Source organism: Phragmitibacter flavus (genome assembly GCF_005780165.1).
GTDB lineage: Bacteria > Verrucomicrobiota > Verrucomicrobiia > Verrucomicrobiales > Verrucomicrobiaceae > Phragmitibacter > Phragmitibacter flavus.
In genome coordinates, this window is the sequence record NZ_VAUV01000011.1 from 138,049 (window position 1) to 155,518 (window position 17,470).

Consider the following 17,470-nt stretch of genomic DNA (forward strand, 5'->3'; position numbering starts at 1 on the left):
CCAAAAAAATCGCTTCAGCGTCGCCTCCACCTCACCCCACCCGCACCGCCACCCCCGAGTCCATCGACTCCGCCGCTGCTTGAACCACACGCATATACTTGATGCCCTCAAGAAAATCCGGCTTTGGTCGCGGCGCTGACGGATCCAGCACCGCCTCAACGAAGTCACGCTCCACCCGCCATTCCCGCGCTTCCCCCTCAGGAATCGGCACGACCTCCATCGCCCCGTCGCGACGTCCCAGCCGGATCTCGTCCACCACAAAATCATACACCAACGTCCCCTCACTCCCGTAAATCTCCACACTCTCGCCCGGTGCATGAGCCGCCACCCCGCTAAACAACAGGCTCCCTCTCACACCGCTGCGAAACCCACACAGCACATGCAGAAAATCCGGCACCTCCACCGCCTGCCCCTGCCGATCCCCAATCACCACCACCCCATCCGCGAACACCGACACCACATCGCCCAACCAGCGCTGCAACACCTCCACGTAAATCCCGAACGTCAGCACCTGCAGTCCACTTTTCTCCACCGACTGCCGCCAATGCATCGGCGCGTGCGCATCCAGCCACTGACCACCCATGCTGCGCAACACCACCTCATGCGCTTTTCCAATTGCCCCCTCACCCAACAACCGCTTCACCGTCAAATCCCCCTTCATCCCAAACGGCGGCGGACACAACATCGCGACCAATTCCGGATTGCTTAATCCCGCCTCCCACATTGCCTCCGATTCCGTCATGCTCCTCGCCATTCGCGCCTGACAAAACACATGCTTCCCAGCCCGCAACGCATAACACGAAATCTCGCTGTGCAAATCCGGCGTCGCCCCGATCCACACCGCATCCACATCCGTCCGGCTCACCAGTTCCCACCACTTCTCCATCGGCTCCGCGCCCGGCAAAAACTCCGCGCAGAACCGCTGCGCACTCTCCAGCGTCGAATTGCAAACCGCCACCAACTCCACTTCCGGCATCGCCAGCAAGGCGGGCAAATGTCGCGATTTCACAATCCCACCTGCCCCAACAATTCCAATGCGCACATGTCCACTCATGCCAACACCATCAATCGCGCGCAAAAAAACTCAAAATATTTGACGTATCCTAAAAGTTCGCTAACCTACCCACCCACGAATTTTCACCATCAGCCTGCCAGACCATGCCTAAAGCCTGCCAAATCACCGGAGCCAAAGTTACCACCGGCCACAAAATCCACCGTAGCGGTAAAGCCAAAAAAGAAGGCGGTATTGGTAAGCACATCACCAAGCGCGTGAAACGCAAAATCTACCCGAACCTGCGCGACAAACGCATCTTCGTTCCAGAACTTAATGAATGGGTCACCGTCCGCCTTACCGCACGTGCACTCAAAACCGTTCACAAAAACGGTGCTTTCAAAGTTCTCTCCGAAGCCGGCGTGATCTAAACTAGCGCGGTGAACTTCGCCGCCTACTTCAATTTTTCCGAAGCCGCGCTGTGGATTGCCATCAGCGCGGTTTTGTTTTGGCGCTGGTTCCGATCTCCCAAAAATCAACGTCCCTTTTCCCTCAGCCTTCCCCTGGCATTCTTCGCTTTTGGCATCAGCGATCTCATCGAAATCCGCTCCGGTGCTTGGTGGACCCCTTGGTGGCTGTTGCTCCTCAAAACCCTCTGCGTCATCGTCTTCCTCCACCAAGCCCTTCAACATCAACGTCGGCAGAAACGCAAACCCTGACTCCCCCTTGCGTCCCCCAAAATCCCCACTAATACTCTCCACCCTTTTCCCTTCCCACTCAATCCATGCACTCCTTCCGCTACCTCCAAGGGCAACTCCACTGCGAAAACGTCAACCTTAACACCCTCGCGGAACAGCACGGCACCCCTCTCTACGTCTACAGCAAGGAGACCATCACCGACCATTACACGCGTCTCGACAGCGCCCTCAACGAACTCGATCACCTCGTCTGCTACGCCGTTAAAGCGAACTCCAACATTGCGATTTTGCACACCATTGCCGCCCTCGGTGGTGGATTCGACATCGTTTCCGGCGGCGAACTCCATCGCGTCATCCGCGCTGGTGGCAACCCAGGCAAAACCACTTTCGCCGGCGTCGGCAAAACCCGCGCCGAAATCGAATTCGCCCTCTCGCAAGGCATCTACTGCTTCAACGCCGAGTCCGAAGCCGAACTCCGCCACATCAATCAGATCGCTGGAGAAATGGGCAAAACCGCCCCGGTCTCCCTACGCGTCAACCCCAACGTCGACGCCAAAACCCACAAATACATCTCCACCGGCAAAAGCGAGAACAAGTTCGGTATCGACTTCGACCGTATCCTCGACGCCTACGCCGCCGCTGCGGAAGACTGTCCCAACCTCGAAATTCGCGGGCTGCAGATGCACATCGGCTCCCAGCTCACCAGCGTCGATCCCTTCGTTGAAGCCGCCAACAAAGTCGTCCCCCTCGTCCAGCAACTGCAAGAGCGCCACCACATTAAGTTCTTCAGCATCGGCGGCGGCATGGGCATCGTTTATCAGGACAGCCTCGACAGCGGCGACAAAACCTGGTGGGGCAACCAGTCCGAAACCGAGCGCCCTCTCACCATCCAGACCTACGCCAACGCCCTCACCCCCATCCTCGCCCCCCTCAAGCTGCGCATCCTCCTTGAGCCCGGTCGCTTCATGGTCGGCAACGCCGGAGCCCTCGTTACCAAGGTCCTCCACAACAAAAAAGGCAACGCCAAAAAATTCGTCGTCATTGATGCCGGCATGAACGACCTCATCCGCCCCGCCCTCTATGAAGGCTGGCACCAGATTGTTCCCGTCAACAAGGACACCACCAATCCCGAAGAAATCGTCGACATCGTCGGCCCCATCTGCGAGACCGGCGACTTCCTCGCCCAAGACCGCCCGCTCGCCCCGGTGGCGGAGGGCGACCACCTCGCCGTCCTCAGTGCCGGAGCCTACGGTTTCACCATGGCCTCCAACTACAATACCCGTCCTTTGCCCGCTGAAATCCTTGTCGACGGCACCCAGGCCCACGTCATCCGCGAGCGCCAGACCATCGACGATCTCCTTAAAGGTGAACGAATTGCTTGAGAAAAGTTGAGAGTTGAGAGTTCTTAGTTGAGAGTGTCCACCAGCGCTCTCAACGAACGAACTCTTCGCTCTCTTTCCACTCATGCCCCGTCTGCCTCTCCTTGCCTTCGCTGCCCTTCTCCTCGCAGCCATCTTCTCCCCGGCCAGCGCGCAAGCTCAAGCCCAATTCCCAAGCAACGGCGAACACCTCATCATCAGCGGAGGCGTTGCCCTCCGTAAATGGGAAAACCTCCGCGCACCAGGCACCCAACACGACCGCTGGTGGGGCAATTTCATCCGTCCCGCCCGCGTCCGCATCCAGCAAATTCAAAAGCAAAATCCCAATGCATTGATCACCTGGATGGTCTACCGCAACGCCTACACCATGCGCAGTGCCGAGGACCAACGCGATCTCATTGCCCTCGTCGAATCCGTGCGCGATGCCTACCGCGTCCGCCTCGTCTGGTTTAACAGCGGTGACCAGGTCATCAGCCACATCAACAACGGCCAAAACCGTTCCCGCACCAAAATCGTCAGCTTCGAGTATTACGGACACAGCAACAAATACTGCTTCATGTTCGACTACAGCAGCGCCATCTACGGAGCCTCCAAAGGTTACCTCCACCAACGCGACCTCTCCAAAATCAGCAGCCGCGCCTTCGCCAAAGGAGCCTTCGTCAAAAGCTGGGGCTGCCACACCGGAGAAAGCATGTCCGGCGAATGGCGACGCGTCACCGGCCTTCCTATGATTGGAGCCATCGGCAAAACCGATTACACCGACCCCGTCAACGTCTCACTCTCCCCCGGTTCTCGCTGGACCAATTAATCCATCCACTGTAAAAAAGTGCACCGCCCAGCCACTCTCCCACTTTCACGTTTCACTCTCCTCCCATGAAGTTCGACCAACTCCGCAGCCTTTACGACCAGCCCTTCTTCGATCTCCTCAAACAGGCCCGCGCCGTTCATGAAGAAAACTGGCCCCAGCGCGAAGTCCAGCTCTGCACCCTGCTCTCCATCAAAACCGGCGGCTGTTCCGAAGACTGCGGTTACTGCGCCCAATCCGCCCGCTACACCACCGGTCTTCAAAAAGAAACCCTCATGGACACCGCCACCGTCATGGAGCGCGCCCGCGCCGCCAAGGCCAACGGCTCCACCCGCTTCTGCATGGGTGCCGCCTGGAAAGGCGTCCGCATGGGCACCCAGAAATTTGATCAAGTCATCGACATCGTCGAAAATGTCGCCACCCTCGGCATGGAAGTCTGCGTCACCCTCGGCGAACTTGGCCCCGAAGAAGCCACCGCCCTCAAAGACGCCGGTGTTACCGCCTACAACCACAACATCGACACCTCACGCGAGCACTACAAAACCATCGTCACCACCCACACCTTTGACGACCGGCTCCGCACCATCCGCAATGCCCAGGAAGCCGGCATGAGCGTCTGCACCGGCGGCATCCTCGGCCTCGGCGAAACCGTCGACGACCGCCTGCAAATGCTCGAAACGCTTTCCGAGTTCAACCCCCATCCCGAAAGTGTCCCCATCAACTCTCTCATGCCGATCAAAGGCACCCCCATGCAAGACAACGATCCCGTCGATGTCTTCTCCCTCGTGCGCATGATCGCCTGCACCCGCATCGCCATCCCCAAGGCAAAAGTCCGTCTCAGCGCCGGTCGTTATTCCCTCTCCAAAGAAGCCCAGGCTATGTGTTACTTCGCCGGAGCCAACTCCATCTTCTACGGCGACAAACTCCTCACCACCGTCAACCCCAGAGCCAACGAGGACATGCAACTCCTCCAAGAACTCGGCCTCGTCCCCCAGTCCCCCAACCCGGCCATGAGCGCCCCCGAGACCAACCTCGACCGCCCCCTCTCCCCCTGCTGCGAAAGTGACACAGGCTTGCAGCCTGTGGGTGAGGCAGGCATTTTGCCTGCCGGGCTCGGAACTTCCGCGCGGAGCCGTGACACGAGCTTGCAGCCTGCCGGTCTTTAACCCCGGATCAACACCCAGGGGAACTCATGGACCGACGTTTCCCTGTCGTCCCCTTCGATCCCCAGCTTTTCGCGCCATTCTTCGGCGCAGAAGCACGTCAACTTGACCCCACGCTCCTTACCCAAGGGGCCTGCAACAGCAACTACCTGGTCGATTCCCCCGACCACGGCAGAGTCGTCTGCAGAATCCACCAACGTGGCAACCCCCTGCTTGAAAGACACCTCACCAATCTGGTGAGCAACACCGTCCCAGTCCCCAAATACCTCTGGGTCGGCGAAGGCGTTTCCGTCCAGAGCTACATCGAAGGCCAACCTTTTCAGCCGACCCCAACCCTCCTCCAAGAAGCTGGCAAAATCATCGGTCGCCTGGCGAAAATATCATTACCCGGTTCCGGTGCAATATTTCCCGACGGCATCGTCAAGAAATTCGAAGCCTGGCCCTCTTTCGGCACCGGAATTTCATCTTTACTGGAGACGCCTTCCGTTCTCAACTTTTTGGATCGGCCAACGATCATTCAACTTCACGATATTCTGGCCACCCACTTCGAAATCCTCTCCGGCTTCGACCGTTGCCACAACCTTGTCCACGGAGACTTCGGACCCAACAACATCTTGATCTCCGGCGACAACATCGTCGGTATTTTGGACTGGGAATTTGCCCACTCTGGATGCTCTTACATGGACATCGGCAACCTGCTTCGACATCTCCCAGAAAACTCATCAGCACATTTAGCAAAAGGCCTCAAAGCGGAGGGATATGATTTGCCCCCCGATTGGCGATATCGCTCCCAACTGATGGACCTGGCCAGCCATCTGGAATTTCTCACGTCCACGCTATCCCATTCATTCAAAATGGCCTGTGTGAATCGAATCCAAAATTTCATCAATCTCAGTCAATCACTCCAACATTAGTCCACTTGACTAACTCTAAGCTTCCGGCGACTTTCCCGCATGCCTACCATCACCACCCACGAGGCAAAAACCCACCTTTCCCGTTACCTCGCCGCCGTCGAAAAAGGCGAGGAGTTTGTCATCTCCCGTGGTAAAAAACCCATCGCCAAACTCGTCCCGATCGATCCCCCGACCAAGCCACCTCGTCCCAAGGTGGGAGACATTCTCGGTCCACCCTTCATTTTCCCCGACTCCGCTTTCGCGCCTCTCACCGAAGAAGAACTCAAGGAATGGGGCCTGTGAATTACCTCCTCGACACCTGCAGTTTCCTTTGGCTCGCCCAGCAACCCACAATGCTCTCGCCCACTGCGAAAGCGATTTTGGACAATCCCGAGACCCAAATTTTCCTTAGCGACGTCAGCATCTGGGAAGTGACACTCAAACACTCCACTGGCAGACTGCCGCTACCGGGAATACCCCGTGCATGGATTCCAGAAAAAATCCAGCACCACCAACTCCAACAGATCTCCATCACCCACGACGCCCTCTACACCAGCGGCGAACTCCCCCGTCTCCACCCTGATCCTTTTGACCGCCTGCTCGCTGCCCAAGCACTGACCCTCGGCCTCATCCTGCTCTCGCCAGACACGCCGCTCTCCATCTTGGGTGCTGCCCGTATTTGGTAGTCATACCCAAAACCGTTTTTTCCCTCGCGCACCCCGCAAAACCCGCTAAGCTCCCCACCCCATGTTACAAGCAGGCATCGTAGGACTTCCCAACGTCGGCAAATCGACTCTTTTCAACGCCGTCACCCGCACCCGCAAGGCGGAGGCTGCCAACTACCCCTTTTGCACCATCGAGCCCAATCAAGGCGTCGTCACCGTGCCGGATGAACGTTTGGAAGTGCTCAGCGGCATCTCGAAATCGGTCAAACTGATCCACGCCGCCATCGAATTCGTCGACATCGCCGGCCTCGTCAAAGGCGCCAGCCAGGGCGAAGGCCTCGGCAACCAGTTCCTCAGCCACATCCGCGAAGTCGACGCCATCGTCCACGTCGTGCGCTGCTTTGAAAGCGAAGACATTCACCACGTTGACGGCTCCGTCGACCCGGTTCGTGACATCGAAGTCATCAACACCGAGCTGATCCTCGCTGACATGGACAGCGTCTCCAAACGCAAAAACCGCAACGAAAAAGAAGCCAAACGCGGGAACAAGGAAGCCCAGGCCGAATTCGCCCTCTGCGAAAAACTCGGACCCCATCTCGACGCCGGTAAACCCGCCGTCACCCTCGAACTCAACGACGAGGAAGCCAAACTCCTCAAATCTTTCTTCCTCCTCAGCGGCAAACCCTGCATTTACGCCTGCAACGTTTCTGAAGACGAACTCGCCGCCGCCACCAACGATCCGGACAAACACCCTCTTGTCAGCAAAGTGCGCGAATATGCCCAGCACGCCCACTCCGCCAGCGCGGTGGTCATCAGCGCCAACATCGAAAGCGAACTCACCGATCTCTCCCCGGAAGAAGCCACGGAATACCTCAAGGACCTCGGGGTCAAAGACAGCGGCGTTACCCGACTCATCAAAAGCGTCTACAGCCTCCTCGGCCTGCAAACTTATCTCACCACCGGCGAGAAAGAAACCCGCGCTTGGACCATCATCAAAGGCATGAAAGCTCCCCAAGCCGCAGGTGTCATCCATAGCGACTTCGAACGCGGCTTCATCGCTGCCGAAATCGTCGCCTTTGATGACCTCTCCGAACTCGGCTCCTACGCCAAATGCCGCGAAAAAGGCAAACTGCGCATCGAAGGCAAAGAATATATCATGAAAGACGGCGACGTCGTCGAATGGCGCTTCAATGTCTGATAAGCACTAGTCCCTGGGACCGCGAAGTATCCCTTCGCATCAGGCGGCCGAGTGAAACTGAAGCGGCGCGACTTGTCGGCGACGACGGGTGATCAGGGCGGCGAGTCCGGCGATCAAGAGCATCGCACGGCCGGGTTCAGGGACCACGGTGGTGATGGCAATCACGCCGTCGCTGACGAATCTTGAATCGTCCCATACCCAAGTGGGATCATAACCAGTGAGGCTTTGCAGATTGAGCAGGCGGGTGTCGATGCCGAGGGCGTTGTCCCAATCGAGGAGATCAAAGGCGTCGCCCAGCATGGGGGTGTAGCCGGAGGCGAAGACGACATTGAAGCTGCCGTCAGAAGCACCGGTGAGGTCGAGCAGACCCGTGCCGGTGGCGTCGAAGATGAGACGGTCGGCACCAGTCCCGTTGTAAGTGCCGCCGAGGGTGGCAATGTTGCCAAGGCTGTCGAGAGTGATGTCGAGTCCGTTGGTGCCGTTGGATTTGAGTTGGAAGATGACGGCACCGGTGGCGGCGAAGGTGGCGTTGCCGGTGGCGGGGGCAAGCGTAAAGGTGCCAATGCCGTCAAGCACGCCCGGAGTGCCGGGGGAGATGGTGCCCTGAATGGAAATGCCGTTGGTGCCTGTGGGGGCGACTCTGCCGCTGCCGCCTAGGATGGCACCCGAGGCGAGCGTGATGGCTCCGGTGCCGGTGGCGGAAGTGGAGCCGGTGTTATTGGCAAGCAGCGTCCCGGCGGTGATGCTGGTGCCGCCGCTGAAGGTGTTGTTACCGTTCAACGACCAAGTGCTGTTGTCGGTTTTGTGGATGGTCACGACGCCAGTTCCACCGCCGTTGGCCATGTTGCCCTGGATGATGTTGCCAGTGCTGGTGCCGCCAAGTTGCAGGGTGCGGGCGACAGATCCGTTGGTGTAATTGCCGACGATGATGTTCGCCGTGGTGGGGTTCAGCACGGCGGTGCCTGCGCTGCCGCCGCCGGTGAGCAGCGCGTTGATGCGCAGTTGGTAGTCGTTGGCACCGGTGACATTGAGGGTGCTGTTGCCAAGATTGAAGCTGGTGTTGCCGATGACGATGGTGTTGCCGGTGTTGGCTCCGTTATTGCCGACGTGGATGGTGGAGTTGTTGCCGCTGTTGATGATGACGTTGTTGGTGTGGGTGATGGTGCCATTGTTGCCTGCGCCGTTGTTGAGAAGTTCGAGGATGCCGCCATTGACGGTGACGGCTCCGGTGCCGAGACCAGCGGTGTTGGTGACGCGCAGGATGCCGTTGGTGCCGGGGCCGATGATGGTGCCGCCGGAGTGACTGTTGGTGCCGGAGAGGACGAGGGTGCCTGCCTCAGTTTTAGTAATCGCACCGGCTCCGCTGACGGGGCCGGAGAGGGTTTGAACGATGCCGGTGGCCACGGCGACCGTGTTGGTGCCGGTGAGGGCGATGGGGCCGCTGAGAACGGTATTGCTTCCGATGGTGCGCATGGTGCCGCCAGACAGGGCGACGTTCATGGAATAGGTGCCGGTGGAGTTGTTTTCGAACAAAGCGATGCCAGTGCTGTTGACGGTGAGCAGGCCGCTGGTCCACGTGGAGCGGGTGAGGCTGAGCGTGCCGGCGGTAATGGTGATGTTGCCTGCGGAAATGGCACTGTCGACGATGGCAACGGTGTTGATGCCGGTTTTTTCGGCAGTGAATCCGGCGAGGTTTAGCGTGCCGCCGCCACCACGAATGTCCCAGCGACTGGTGCCGGTGAGGGTGGCGTTGCCGGACAGGGTAACATTGCGCAAGGCGTTGCTTTGGGTGGCCCCGGTGTTGGTGATGGTGCCCGCCACAGTGATGGCTTCCCCCTGAAGATTTTGGCCGTTGATGTCGAGGGTGCCGTTGGCTTCGATAATGGTGCCCGCTGCGGTGGAGCCGAGGGCGCTGGAGCTTCCGGCTTTCAGGGTGCCGCCGGTAATGGTGGTGAGGCCGCTGTAGTTGTTGGTGCCGTTGAGTTCAAGGGTGCCGGTGCCGCTTTTGGTGATGGCGATGTTGTTGGTCACGGGGCCGGCAATGGTCCAGTTGCCAGTGCCGGCGAACGCAGCGGTTTGGGTGGTGGTGCCTCCGCTGACCAGGGTCACGTTGGAGTTGAAAAGGGCAGTGTTGACGGAGTTGTTAAGAAAGTCGGCACTGTGGATGCCGGTGCCGCTGCCGAGGACGAGGAGAAAAGCGTTTCCGCCTCCGCCGAAGCTGGTCGCACCGGCTCCGGATTCAATGGCGATTCCAGCACCATTGGCGAGACGAAAGATCAAGTTTGCGGCCCCGGTGTTGGTGATGTTGAGGGGATCAGTCTGCCCGGAGGTGACAGTGATGTTGCCCATGCCGATGCCGGTGGAACCTTGAAAACTGCTGTCGAAGGTGGGAGAGTCGTTGGCGCCGCCGCCATCGAAGCGGATGGGATCGCCATCAGCCACAAGGCCGGATGGGGTCCAGTTGGCGGCAGTGTTGAGATCGGCGGTGGCACCGTTCCAAGTGCGGGTGGTTTGTCCAAGTGCCAGATCGGCACCTGAGATGAGGAAGAGCATGGTGACCGCGAGGAGGAAATGGTGTGTGGAGCGGACCATGAGGGGCATAGGTGTTTTGTGAGCGCCCCGGAGGCGACGGGCATGACAAGACCGAATAATTTTCATTTTGACGCAATGAGGTTGGAGGGGCAAGGATTTTCCGCCTCATGCGCGGAGTCAAAACTCCATCCTCAACGCCTTCCCAATTCCCTCCATCCCCCGCTCCGAGACCCCCGCCTTCGCCGCAAACTCCGGCCACCTCATCACCGCCTCGCGCACCTCTTCCAAAATCCTTTCTGCACGCCCCCGCTTTAACATCGCCGCTTTCCCACACGCGCGAAAATCCTCCAGCACAAACTCGTCACGCTTACCATTCAAAGTCATCTGATGCCGCGCCGTCCACGCCCCATCCGGATTGTAACTGTAACTCACATCAAACGCCGGCGACAACGACCACCGCCCCGCCTTGTTCATCAAAAACGCGATGTTCTTCACATGATCATCCTGGTTCCGCGCCACCACATTAAACACCATGCGCCGGAACTGCTGCTCCACCGCCTCCATTCCCATCCCCAATTGCCGGATCAATCCCAACACCTGCTCATACCCATATACGCCCGGCTCATTAAAATCATAATGCGCCAGCCCGCACAACGACTGCATGTGCAACTTCTCCCCGCCATCCAGCCGGTCAAACCGACGCGTCATAAAATGCCTCCGGCCCCCCTCCTCCAACAACCGGCACTCACTCATCACCACCCCCGCCTCCTGCGCCATCAACGCATACGCATACTCGATCGCCCCAAACCCCTGCGGATCATCCAACTCCTTGTCCCGATTCCCCGACACCCCGTCAAACTTCAACAACCAATACCCAAACCCCTCACCCGCCACCACCTGACCCGACCTCACCTCATTTGTGCGCGGATTCCACGCAATCACCGCCTTCGCCCGCGCCCCACCCGCCGAAGTTCCAACCCGCAAAATATCATTCAGCGCCTCCTTCCTACCCTTCCCCGCAAACGTCCCTTTCAGCCCACCCCGCTCCCTCAGCACCTCCGAAGCCAGCCGCACCAGCGCATCAATCTCAATCTTCCTCGCCTGTTTTAATCTCGGCCCCACCGTCGGCGCAAACTCCAACGCCCCCATCCCCCGCACCCCCGTGTAACACAACCGCTCCACCGCATTAAAACTCCCCGACGTCCGACCCTGCGTCGCCAGCCATGCATCAATCAACGCATTGCCAAACTTGTCCGGCAACGCATCCGCCAGCAAACCTGGCAACCCATTAAACGTTCCCCGCGCCAACCCCGGAAACGTAAACACCCGCTCACTCAACGGCATCATCACCGGCGACACCTCCATCCCACTCCTCAAAAAATCCCGATCATACTGAAACGCCGCCACCCCGCCATCATCCCCCAACGACACCGCTCCCACCGTCGTATCCCAAAGCCGCACCTCGGCAATCGTGCTCATCGCTCATCCCCCCACTTCCACACCCGGTATTCCGCCGCCTCCTCCGCCAACCCACCCCCAACACCACCCCGCGTCCCCGTCGCCCGCTTCCGTCGCCGACCACGCAACTTCAACTCCTCCATTGGACTCGCCACCGGCTCCGGCACCAACTGATTCAACCCCTCCAACAAATCCAACACCCGCAACACCCGGATCAACCCCGTCAACTGCACCGCCACCTCCCCCGCCTCCAACCTCTCCAACGTCCGCTTCGACACCCCCGCCTCCCTCGCCAACTGCGCCTGAGTCAAATTCCTCCCCAACCTCACCGCCATCAACCTCGCCCCCAGTTCCTGTAACAAGGGCTCATCCGCCATCTGATTTACAATCATCACAACCCGTCTAATATGACGATTAAATTGCCATTTGTCAATTATTTCGCCATATTTGCCTACTAATATCCAAGTTTTAATTCGTCACTAAAGACGGATATGTGCGATTTCGCTGATTTATTCGCCATCTATGACGATGTTTCACATCTCTATTTTCCTCCTGCATGCCCCACCGCATTCTTCAAAAGCACCTTAAACGCTTCCAAATCATGCACCCGCCCATCATGCCCCAGCGCAATGTTCACCACCCTTGCCTTCGGATGTTTTGCCAACCACACACTCGGATGCGGTTTGCCATATTTCTCACTGGGACTCGTCTCCGCCAGCACCTCAATCCCCACCGTTCCCTCTGGCACCCCTTCCGCATTCACATAATACAACTCGTCCACCACCTTGAACGACTCCGGCATGCCCCTCATTACCGCATGATCCTTGTTCACCACCTTCACCGTAAACTCGCCCAGCTTGTCATGCCCGCGTGACCCTCCGCCCACAATCTGCGCATTCAATTCCGGCCATTCCGGATACGCATACCACGTCCCCGGATGCAACATCACGATCCCCTTGCCCGCCTCGGCAAAATCCATCAACGCCTTCCGATAAGCAGGCGTGTCAAAAAAGCGACGGTTCACACTGATCACCGCCACATCCGCATTCGCCAGCTCGGCCACCGCCTGATCCCGGTCTTCCGTATACACCACCGAAAAACCACCCGCTTTCAAGGTCTCCACATCCGTTGTCCCGAAATACTTCGCAAAATCATGCGAACTCCCCCCGCCAATCACCAGCACCTTCGACTTGCCCTGCTCCCAAGCCGCCTCACCCGCCGACACCAACGGTCCATCCCCCTTGCCCCCCTCCTTCGGCCCCTCCTCGACCTTTACCGCAGGAACCACCGCCGCCGGCTTGCCCTGATCTACCACAAACCCCGCGCTCCCCTCCAAATCCGCCGTCACCGCGAGCACCACCGGCGTCACCCCGTTGTCATAACTTTCCAAAACCACCTTCGTGATCGGACCGGGCTTTTTCACCTCCAGCGAAATTAGCCGCAACTGACCCCGCTTCACCACGCCCTCCACCAACTTCGAACCCGGCACTTCAATCTCCCTGTTGTAATCCGCAAACGCCACGCCGTTCAGCAACTCCGTCACCTCCACCTGACCATCCGCATGGATCACTGACACCTTCATCGCGCCACGTTGATCCTTTGTGGCTGGCCAGCCCCAACCCGCAATGCCACTCAACAAATGCAACCGCTTCGCCGCCACGTTCAAGCCCAGCTCCACCCGCTGCGGATACCCCTGCGCCACCGCCTTCTCCCAACCACCTTTTAACACCACCAAATTTAACCCATTCCCACTCTTCGCCGGATCCATTAAGAAAAACGGAATCCCCTCAACCTCGATATTCCCATACTTCACCGGAAACACGGAGTCATTCGTCGCCTCCTCCTTCGCAAACAAACCCCGCCGCGCATCCGCCGTATAAGCCTCCCTCAAATCCACCACCCGGAACTTCGCATCCCCCGCCGTCATGAACGCCAGGATATCACGCAACACCTCCGCCCCCAACGCATCTAATCCTTCCGGCATCAATGACCGGTGCGTGTTCTCACGAGATGCAATGTCCACCTTCCGAATCTCCACATCACCACCCTGATGCCGCAACGTCACGCTCGCCGCATTCTCACTCACAATAATTCCCGCATAACTCTCCCCCTTCTTCGTGCTGATGTTCCACTGCCAGAAACTCGGATCCACTTCACGATTCGGATCCACCACATGCGTCAGCAACTCCGCCGCTCCATGTGCCCCCATCCCCGTCAACGGCGGCCCCACATCACGCAATCCTACGTCGCCGAACTTGTGACAAACCGCACAAGCCGCCGCAAACATCACCTTGCCATTCTCCACATTTCCCGGCTTCACCACCTCCGGCAACAACCTCGCCACGATCTCCCCCTTCGCCTTCGCCCCCGGATTCAACTTGTCCATCAGCTTGCTCGCCCGCAACGCCACTTCACGATTCGGATGCGTCCGCAACCTCGCCACATTCCCCGGTCCGATTTCCAACGCCTTCACCTTTTCCTCTTCGACCGCATTCAACCATGCCATGGTCGCTTCAGGACGCTTCAAAATCTCATCAAACGCCACTGCCTTCAAAGCCGGACTCAAGGCACCATACCCTTCTGCCAATTCCATCATTCCACCACCTTCACTTAGCGCACTCACCATGCCTCTCTGCAAATCTTCCGGGCTGTCTGGATTCAACAACACTTCCATCACCACTTTCAACAAAGACTTGTCACCCAATCCAATCATCGCCTGCGCTGCAAACAAACGATCCCCGACTCCCACCGACTCATCCTGAAGCCTGCCCGAAAGCACCACCGTCTGACCATCAATGGCCTCTTTCAGCCGGCCATCCACATCCAACCGCGCAATCAACGGCAGCGCCACCGATGCCAGCCTGGGTCGCGACAACATCGTCTCAAACGATTTCACCAGCGCCTCATCCATTTTCAGCTTCATCAAGTTCCCCTTGGCCAGATGGCGCATCACCACCATTTGCAGTCCTTCCGCATCCACCGGTCCCTGCGCCACCGCCGCGAGCAACTCCCGAACCCGGCTTTCGTCCGCCTCTTCCAGCAACAACGGCGTCAACAAATCCACCAAATGATCCATCGCCGCCGAAGGCTCACGCTTCATCGCATCCTCAATAAACAATGGCCCGTCCGCCCTCGCCGCGATCAACACGGCCGAACGCGTCCAATCTTCCGTCGCCTCTTCATAAACCTTCAGCAACGCCGACCTCACCTCGGCAGCGCTGGTATAACTCCCAAGAAAAACCGCATCCATTGGCGACGCGTTGCCAATGTCTGCCCTGAGAAGGGCCTGCACGATTTCCCCCTGCTGCTTTTCGTCTAACTTCAAAAACTCCTGCCGGTTGAACTCATACCCATCTACCTGAGACGCTTTCCCATCGAAACTTGCATTCATCATGAACAGCGACGCCCTCTTCCTGTCATCCTCCACAGAAGACTTCGCCATCGTCACCAGAAAATCAGGCGACTCCGCCAATAACCGCATCGCGTTCATCTTCTGATGCGCATTGGGCGACTCCAAAAGCACTTTCATCAACCCATCCATGCCCCCCTTCTCGAGCACCGGCACCTCCACCTTCTTCGCCTCCTTGTGCTGCACTTTCCAAATCCGGCCAAAATAATGATCCCGATCCGGCCGCACCGCCGCATTCGCCGGACCATGCAACGGCCCCCGCGTATCATTGTGAATGACCGCCTGATTGTAAAAGTCAATCACATATAGCGCCCCGTCCGGACCAATGCGCGTCTCAATCGGTCTGAACCACAAGTCACCGGAGCGCATAAACTCCGTTTCCTCACGCCCTGCCTCTTTCTCAGTGCGATAACTCACCCCATCCTTTTTCACAAACTGATGATGCACCAAGTTAATCGTCGGTTCCCCGGTAAAATAACTGTAATTCCACTTGTCTGGCCACGCCCCACCTTCATAAATCGCACAACCCGCCGCCGCCGTAAACGCTCCTACCTGGTCAATCTGCACATAAGCCTGCTGCTCCCATTGCAACAGCGGATAACTCTTTTGCGCGGTGATCATCCCCTTCCAACCATTCGCTCCCGGCACCTTGCCCTTGGCCAGCAAATACTCTGGTAGCACCGTATGAAAAAACACCGTGCCACTCGTCGGCTGGGTCCAGAAACACTCCCCATCCCACGTCATGCACAATCCCCAAGTATTGCCTCCCTTGCTGGAAAACGCCTCTATCGCCGTTCCATCAGGCCGAAACCTCACCACCCCTGAACTGATCCTCACCGGCTCAGTATTTGCCCCCGCTCCGAGCGCGATCACATCCCCTGCGCTGTAACCATGCGTTGCATAAATCCAGCCATCCTGCCCCCAACGCAGATTGTTCATCACCGCATGCGTATCTGCCGTCCCAAGCCCCGTGTAGAGTTTCGTGCGCTTGTCCGCCACCTCATCCCCATCCGTATCTTCCAGAAACCAGATGTCCGGTGCCGCACACGCAATGACCCCGTTCTTATACAAAACAAAACTCGTCACCAACTCCAACTTGTCTGCAAACACTTTCTTCTTGTCCATCACCCCATCCCCGTTCGTGTCCGTCAGGATGCTGATACAATCAATCGGATCACGCTCATATTCCCCCGGCTTCACCGAACCCGATTCCTTCCACTCCTCGGTATTCGCCTTCCTTAATCCATTCGGATACTCCGGCGTCTCCGCCACCCACATCCGCCCCTTTTCATCCCAATCAATATTCATCGCCTTGTTGATCAAAGGCTCCGCCGCCACCAGCGACAGGTCAAACTCTGGATGCACCTCAATCTTCATCGCCGCCAGCTCAGGCCGAGTCGGACCACCTTCTGGATATCTCAACGCATCGGCCAGTTCCTCCGCTTTGCACAACTCATCCACATTCTCCCGTTTCCCCGCCCAGGCAATGCCGCGCAACAACATCGTGCGAATTGAATTGTGTGAAAAATTTTCATACAAGTGGCCGGGAATGGAAACAAATGCCCGGTAGTTGTCTTTTTCATAAGTCCACATCTGCGGCTGAATATCATAAATGCTCACCCGCTTGCCACCTTCCGTTGATTTCTCCGCTTTCTTCAGCGCATCCGCATTCCGCGCTCCCGAAGCTTTGGGAGTGTAAGCCGCCGCAAGAATGTTCACCTCCGGTAGAAGGTCCATGTCATAATAAATTTCATCATCCAAATCGAAGTTGGAACATTCTTTGGTGATGGGGTTCTCCCTATCAGTAAAGTAAAGCGACATCGGACCTTCCAGCCACTTCGTCTGCCCATGTTTCCACGAACCTCCAACGATTCCCTTGAACCACTCGTGATCCCTCGCCACAATTCCCGCATGGATCACCACGATCCCACCACCGCGATTGACAAACTCTAGCAAATTTTTGCGCTCTTCGCCCAAGTTAATATTCCCCGCCTCTTGAGCATGCAGAATCAACACATCCGTCTTCTCCAATTGTTCACGAGTTGGAAACTCATTCGCTCCGCTCGCCTGCGCCCCGCGTTCATTCAACAAAGGCACCCAGTCTTTTAGAAACTGCGGATAATCATGCTGACCCGGACCGTGTGACTTCGGACCGGAGCGAATATAAACCCGCAACGGATCAGCCGCATAACTCGACGAAGCCAGCAACCACGACAGACCAACAACCAAAGCAAAAAGGAATTTCATGATAAGTGAGGAATAAGCTGAAAATAAAGTAA

At 57.7% G+C, this 17,470-nt stretch carries 14 protein-coding genes; 9 read left to right on the top strand and 5 right to left on the bottom strand.

The window, feature by feature from the left end:
* Positions 1–31 precede the first annotated feature (31 nt).
* Positions 32–1,054, bottom strand: coding sequence for a Gfo/Idh/MocA family protein (locus FEM03_RS15845; RefSeq protein WP_138087257.1), 1,023 nt, complete (start codon positions 1,052–1,054; stop codon positions 32–34).
* 104 nt (positions 1,055–1,158) lie between these two features.
* Between FEM03_RS15845 and rpmB the strand changes: the two genes are divergently transcribed.
* From rpmB to ychF, 9 genes are all read left to right on the top strand, one after another.
* Complete coding sequence (gene rpmB / locus FEM03_RS15850) at positions 1,159–1,422, top strand: 50S ribosomal protein L28 (protein WP_138087258.1); 264 nt, start codon at positions 1,159–1,161, stop codon at positions 1,420–1,422.
* A 9-nt stretch (positions 1,423–1,431) separates the two neighbouring features.
* Complete coding sequence (locus FEM03_RS15855; protein ID WP_138087259.1) at positions 1,432–1,710, top strand: hypothetical protein; 279 nt, start codon at positions 1,432–1,434, stop codon at positions 1,708–1,710.
* A 65-nt stretch (positions 1,711–1,775) separates the two neighbouring features.
* On the top strand, positions 1,776–3,071 hold the full coding sequence (gene lysA, locus FEM03_RS15860) for a diaminopimelate decarboxylase (RefSeq protein WP_138087260.1): 1,296 nt from the start codon (positions 1,776–1,778) through the stop codon (positions 3,069–3,071).
* Between the two features lie 82 nt (positions 3,072–3,153).
* Positions 3,154–3,876, top strand: a complete 723-nt coding sequence (locus FEM03_RS15865) for a hypothetical protein (RefSeq protein ID WP_138087261.1) — start codon at positions 3,154–3,156, stop codon at positions 3,874–3,876.
* 65 nt (positions 3,877–3,941) lie between these two features.
* Positions 3,942–5,039 (top strand): biotin synthase BioB, encoded by a 1,098-nt coding sequence (gene bioB / locus FEM03_RS15870; RefSeq protein WP_138087262.1) that lies wholly within the window; start codon positions 3,942–3,944, stop codon positions 5,037–5,039.
* Between the two features lie 26 nt (positions 5,040–5,065).
* Positions 5,066–5,950, top strand: coding sequence for a phosphotransferase family protein (locus FEM03_RS15875; protein ID WP_138087263.1), 885 nt, complete (start codon positions 5,066–5,068; stop codon positions 5,948–5,950).
* A 39-nt stretch (positions 5,951–5,989) separates the two neighbouring features.
* Positions 5,990–6,232 carry a type II toxin-antitoxin system Phd/YefM family antitoxin gene (locus tag FEM03_RS15880; protein WP_138087264.1) on the top strand — a complete coding sequence of 81 codons (243 nt, stop codon included), beginning with the start codon at positions 5,990–5,992 and terminating at the stop codon, positions 6,230–6,232.
* Positions 6,220–6,615 (top strand): type II toxin-antitoxin system VapC family toxin, encoded by a 396-nt coding sequence (locus FEM03_RS15885; RefSeq protein ID WP_138087265.1) that lies wholly within the window; start codon positions 6,220–6,222, stop codon positions 6,613–6,615. Before FEM03_RS15880 ends, FEM03_RS15885 begins: the two co-directional genes overlap by 13 nt.
* A 61-nt stretch (positions 6,616–6,676) precedes the next feature.
* Entirely contained in the window at positions 6,677–7,792 is a 1,116-nt protein-coding gene (ychF, locus tag FEM03_RS15890; RefSeq protein WP_138087266.1) for a redox-regulated ATPase YchF, read from the top strand.
* Between the two features lie 39 nt (positions 7,793–7,831).
* Here ychF and FEM03_RS15895 read toward each other — a convergent pair whose 3' ends face one another.
* The 4 genes from FEM03_RS15895 to FEM03_RS15910 all read right to left on the bottom strand — a co-directional run bounded on the left by FEM03_RS15895 (position 7,832) and on the right by FEM03_RS15910 (position 17,438).
* Positions 7,832–10,384, bottom strand: a complete 2,553-nt coding sequence (locus FEM03_RS15895; RefSeq protein WP_166442902.1) for a beta strand repeat-containing protein — start codon at positions 10,382–10,384, stop codon at positions 7,832–7,834.
* Positions 10,385–10,501: 117 nt separating this feature from the next.
* A complete protein-coding gene (locus FEM03_RS15900) occupies positions 10,502–11,803 on the bottom strand; it encodes a type II toxin-antitoxin system HipA family toxin (protein WP_138087268.1) in 1,302 nt (433 codons plus the stop codon).
* Positions 11,800–12,174 carry a helix-turn-helix domain-containing protein gene (locus FEM03_RS15905; RefSeq protein ID WP_138087344.1) on the bottom strand — a complete coding sequence of 125 codons (375 nt, stop codon included), beginning with the start codon at positions 12,172–12,174 and terminating at the stop codon, positions 11,800–11,802. The genes FEM03_RS15900 and FEM03_RS15905 overlap by 4 nt, the downstream gene beginning before the upstream one ends.
* A 149-nt stretch (positions 12,175–12,323) precedes the next feature.
* Positions 12,324–17,438 carry a PVC-type heme-binding CxxCH protein gene (locus tag FEM03_RS15910; RefSeq protein ID WP_138087269.1) on the bottom strand — a complete coding sequence of 1,705 codons (5,115 nt, stop codon included), beginning with the start codon at positions 17,436–17,438 and terminating at the stop codon, positions 12,324–12,326.
* Positions 17,439–17,470 lie beyond the last annotated feature (32 nt).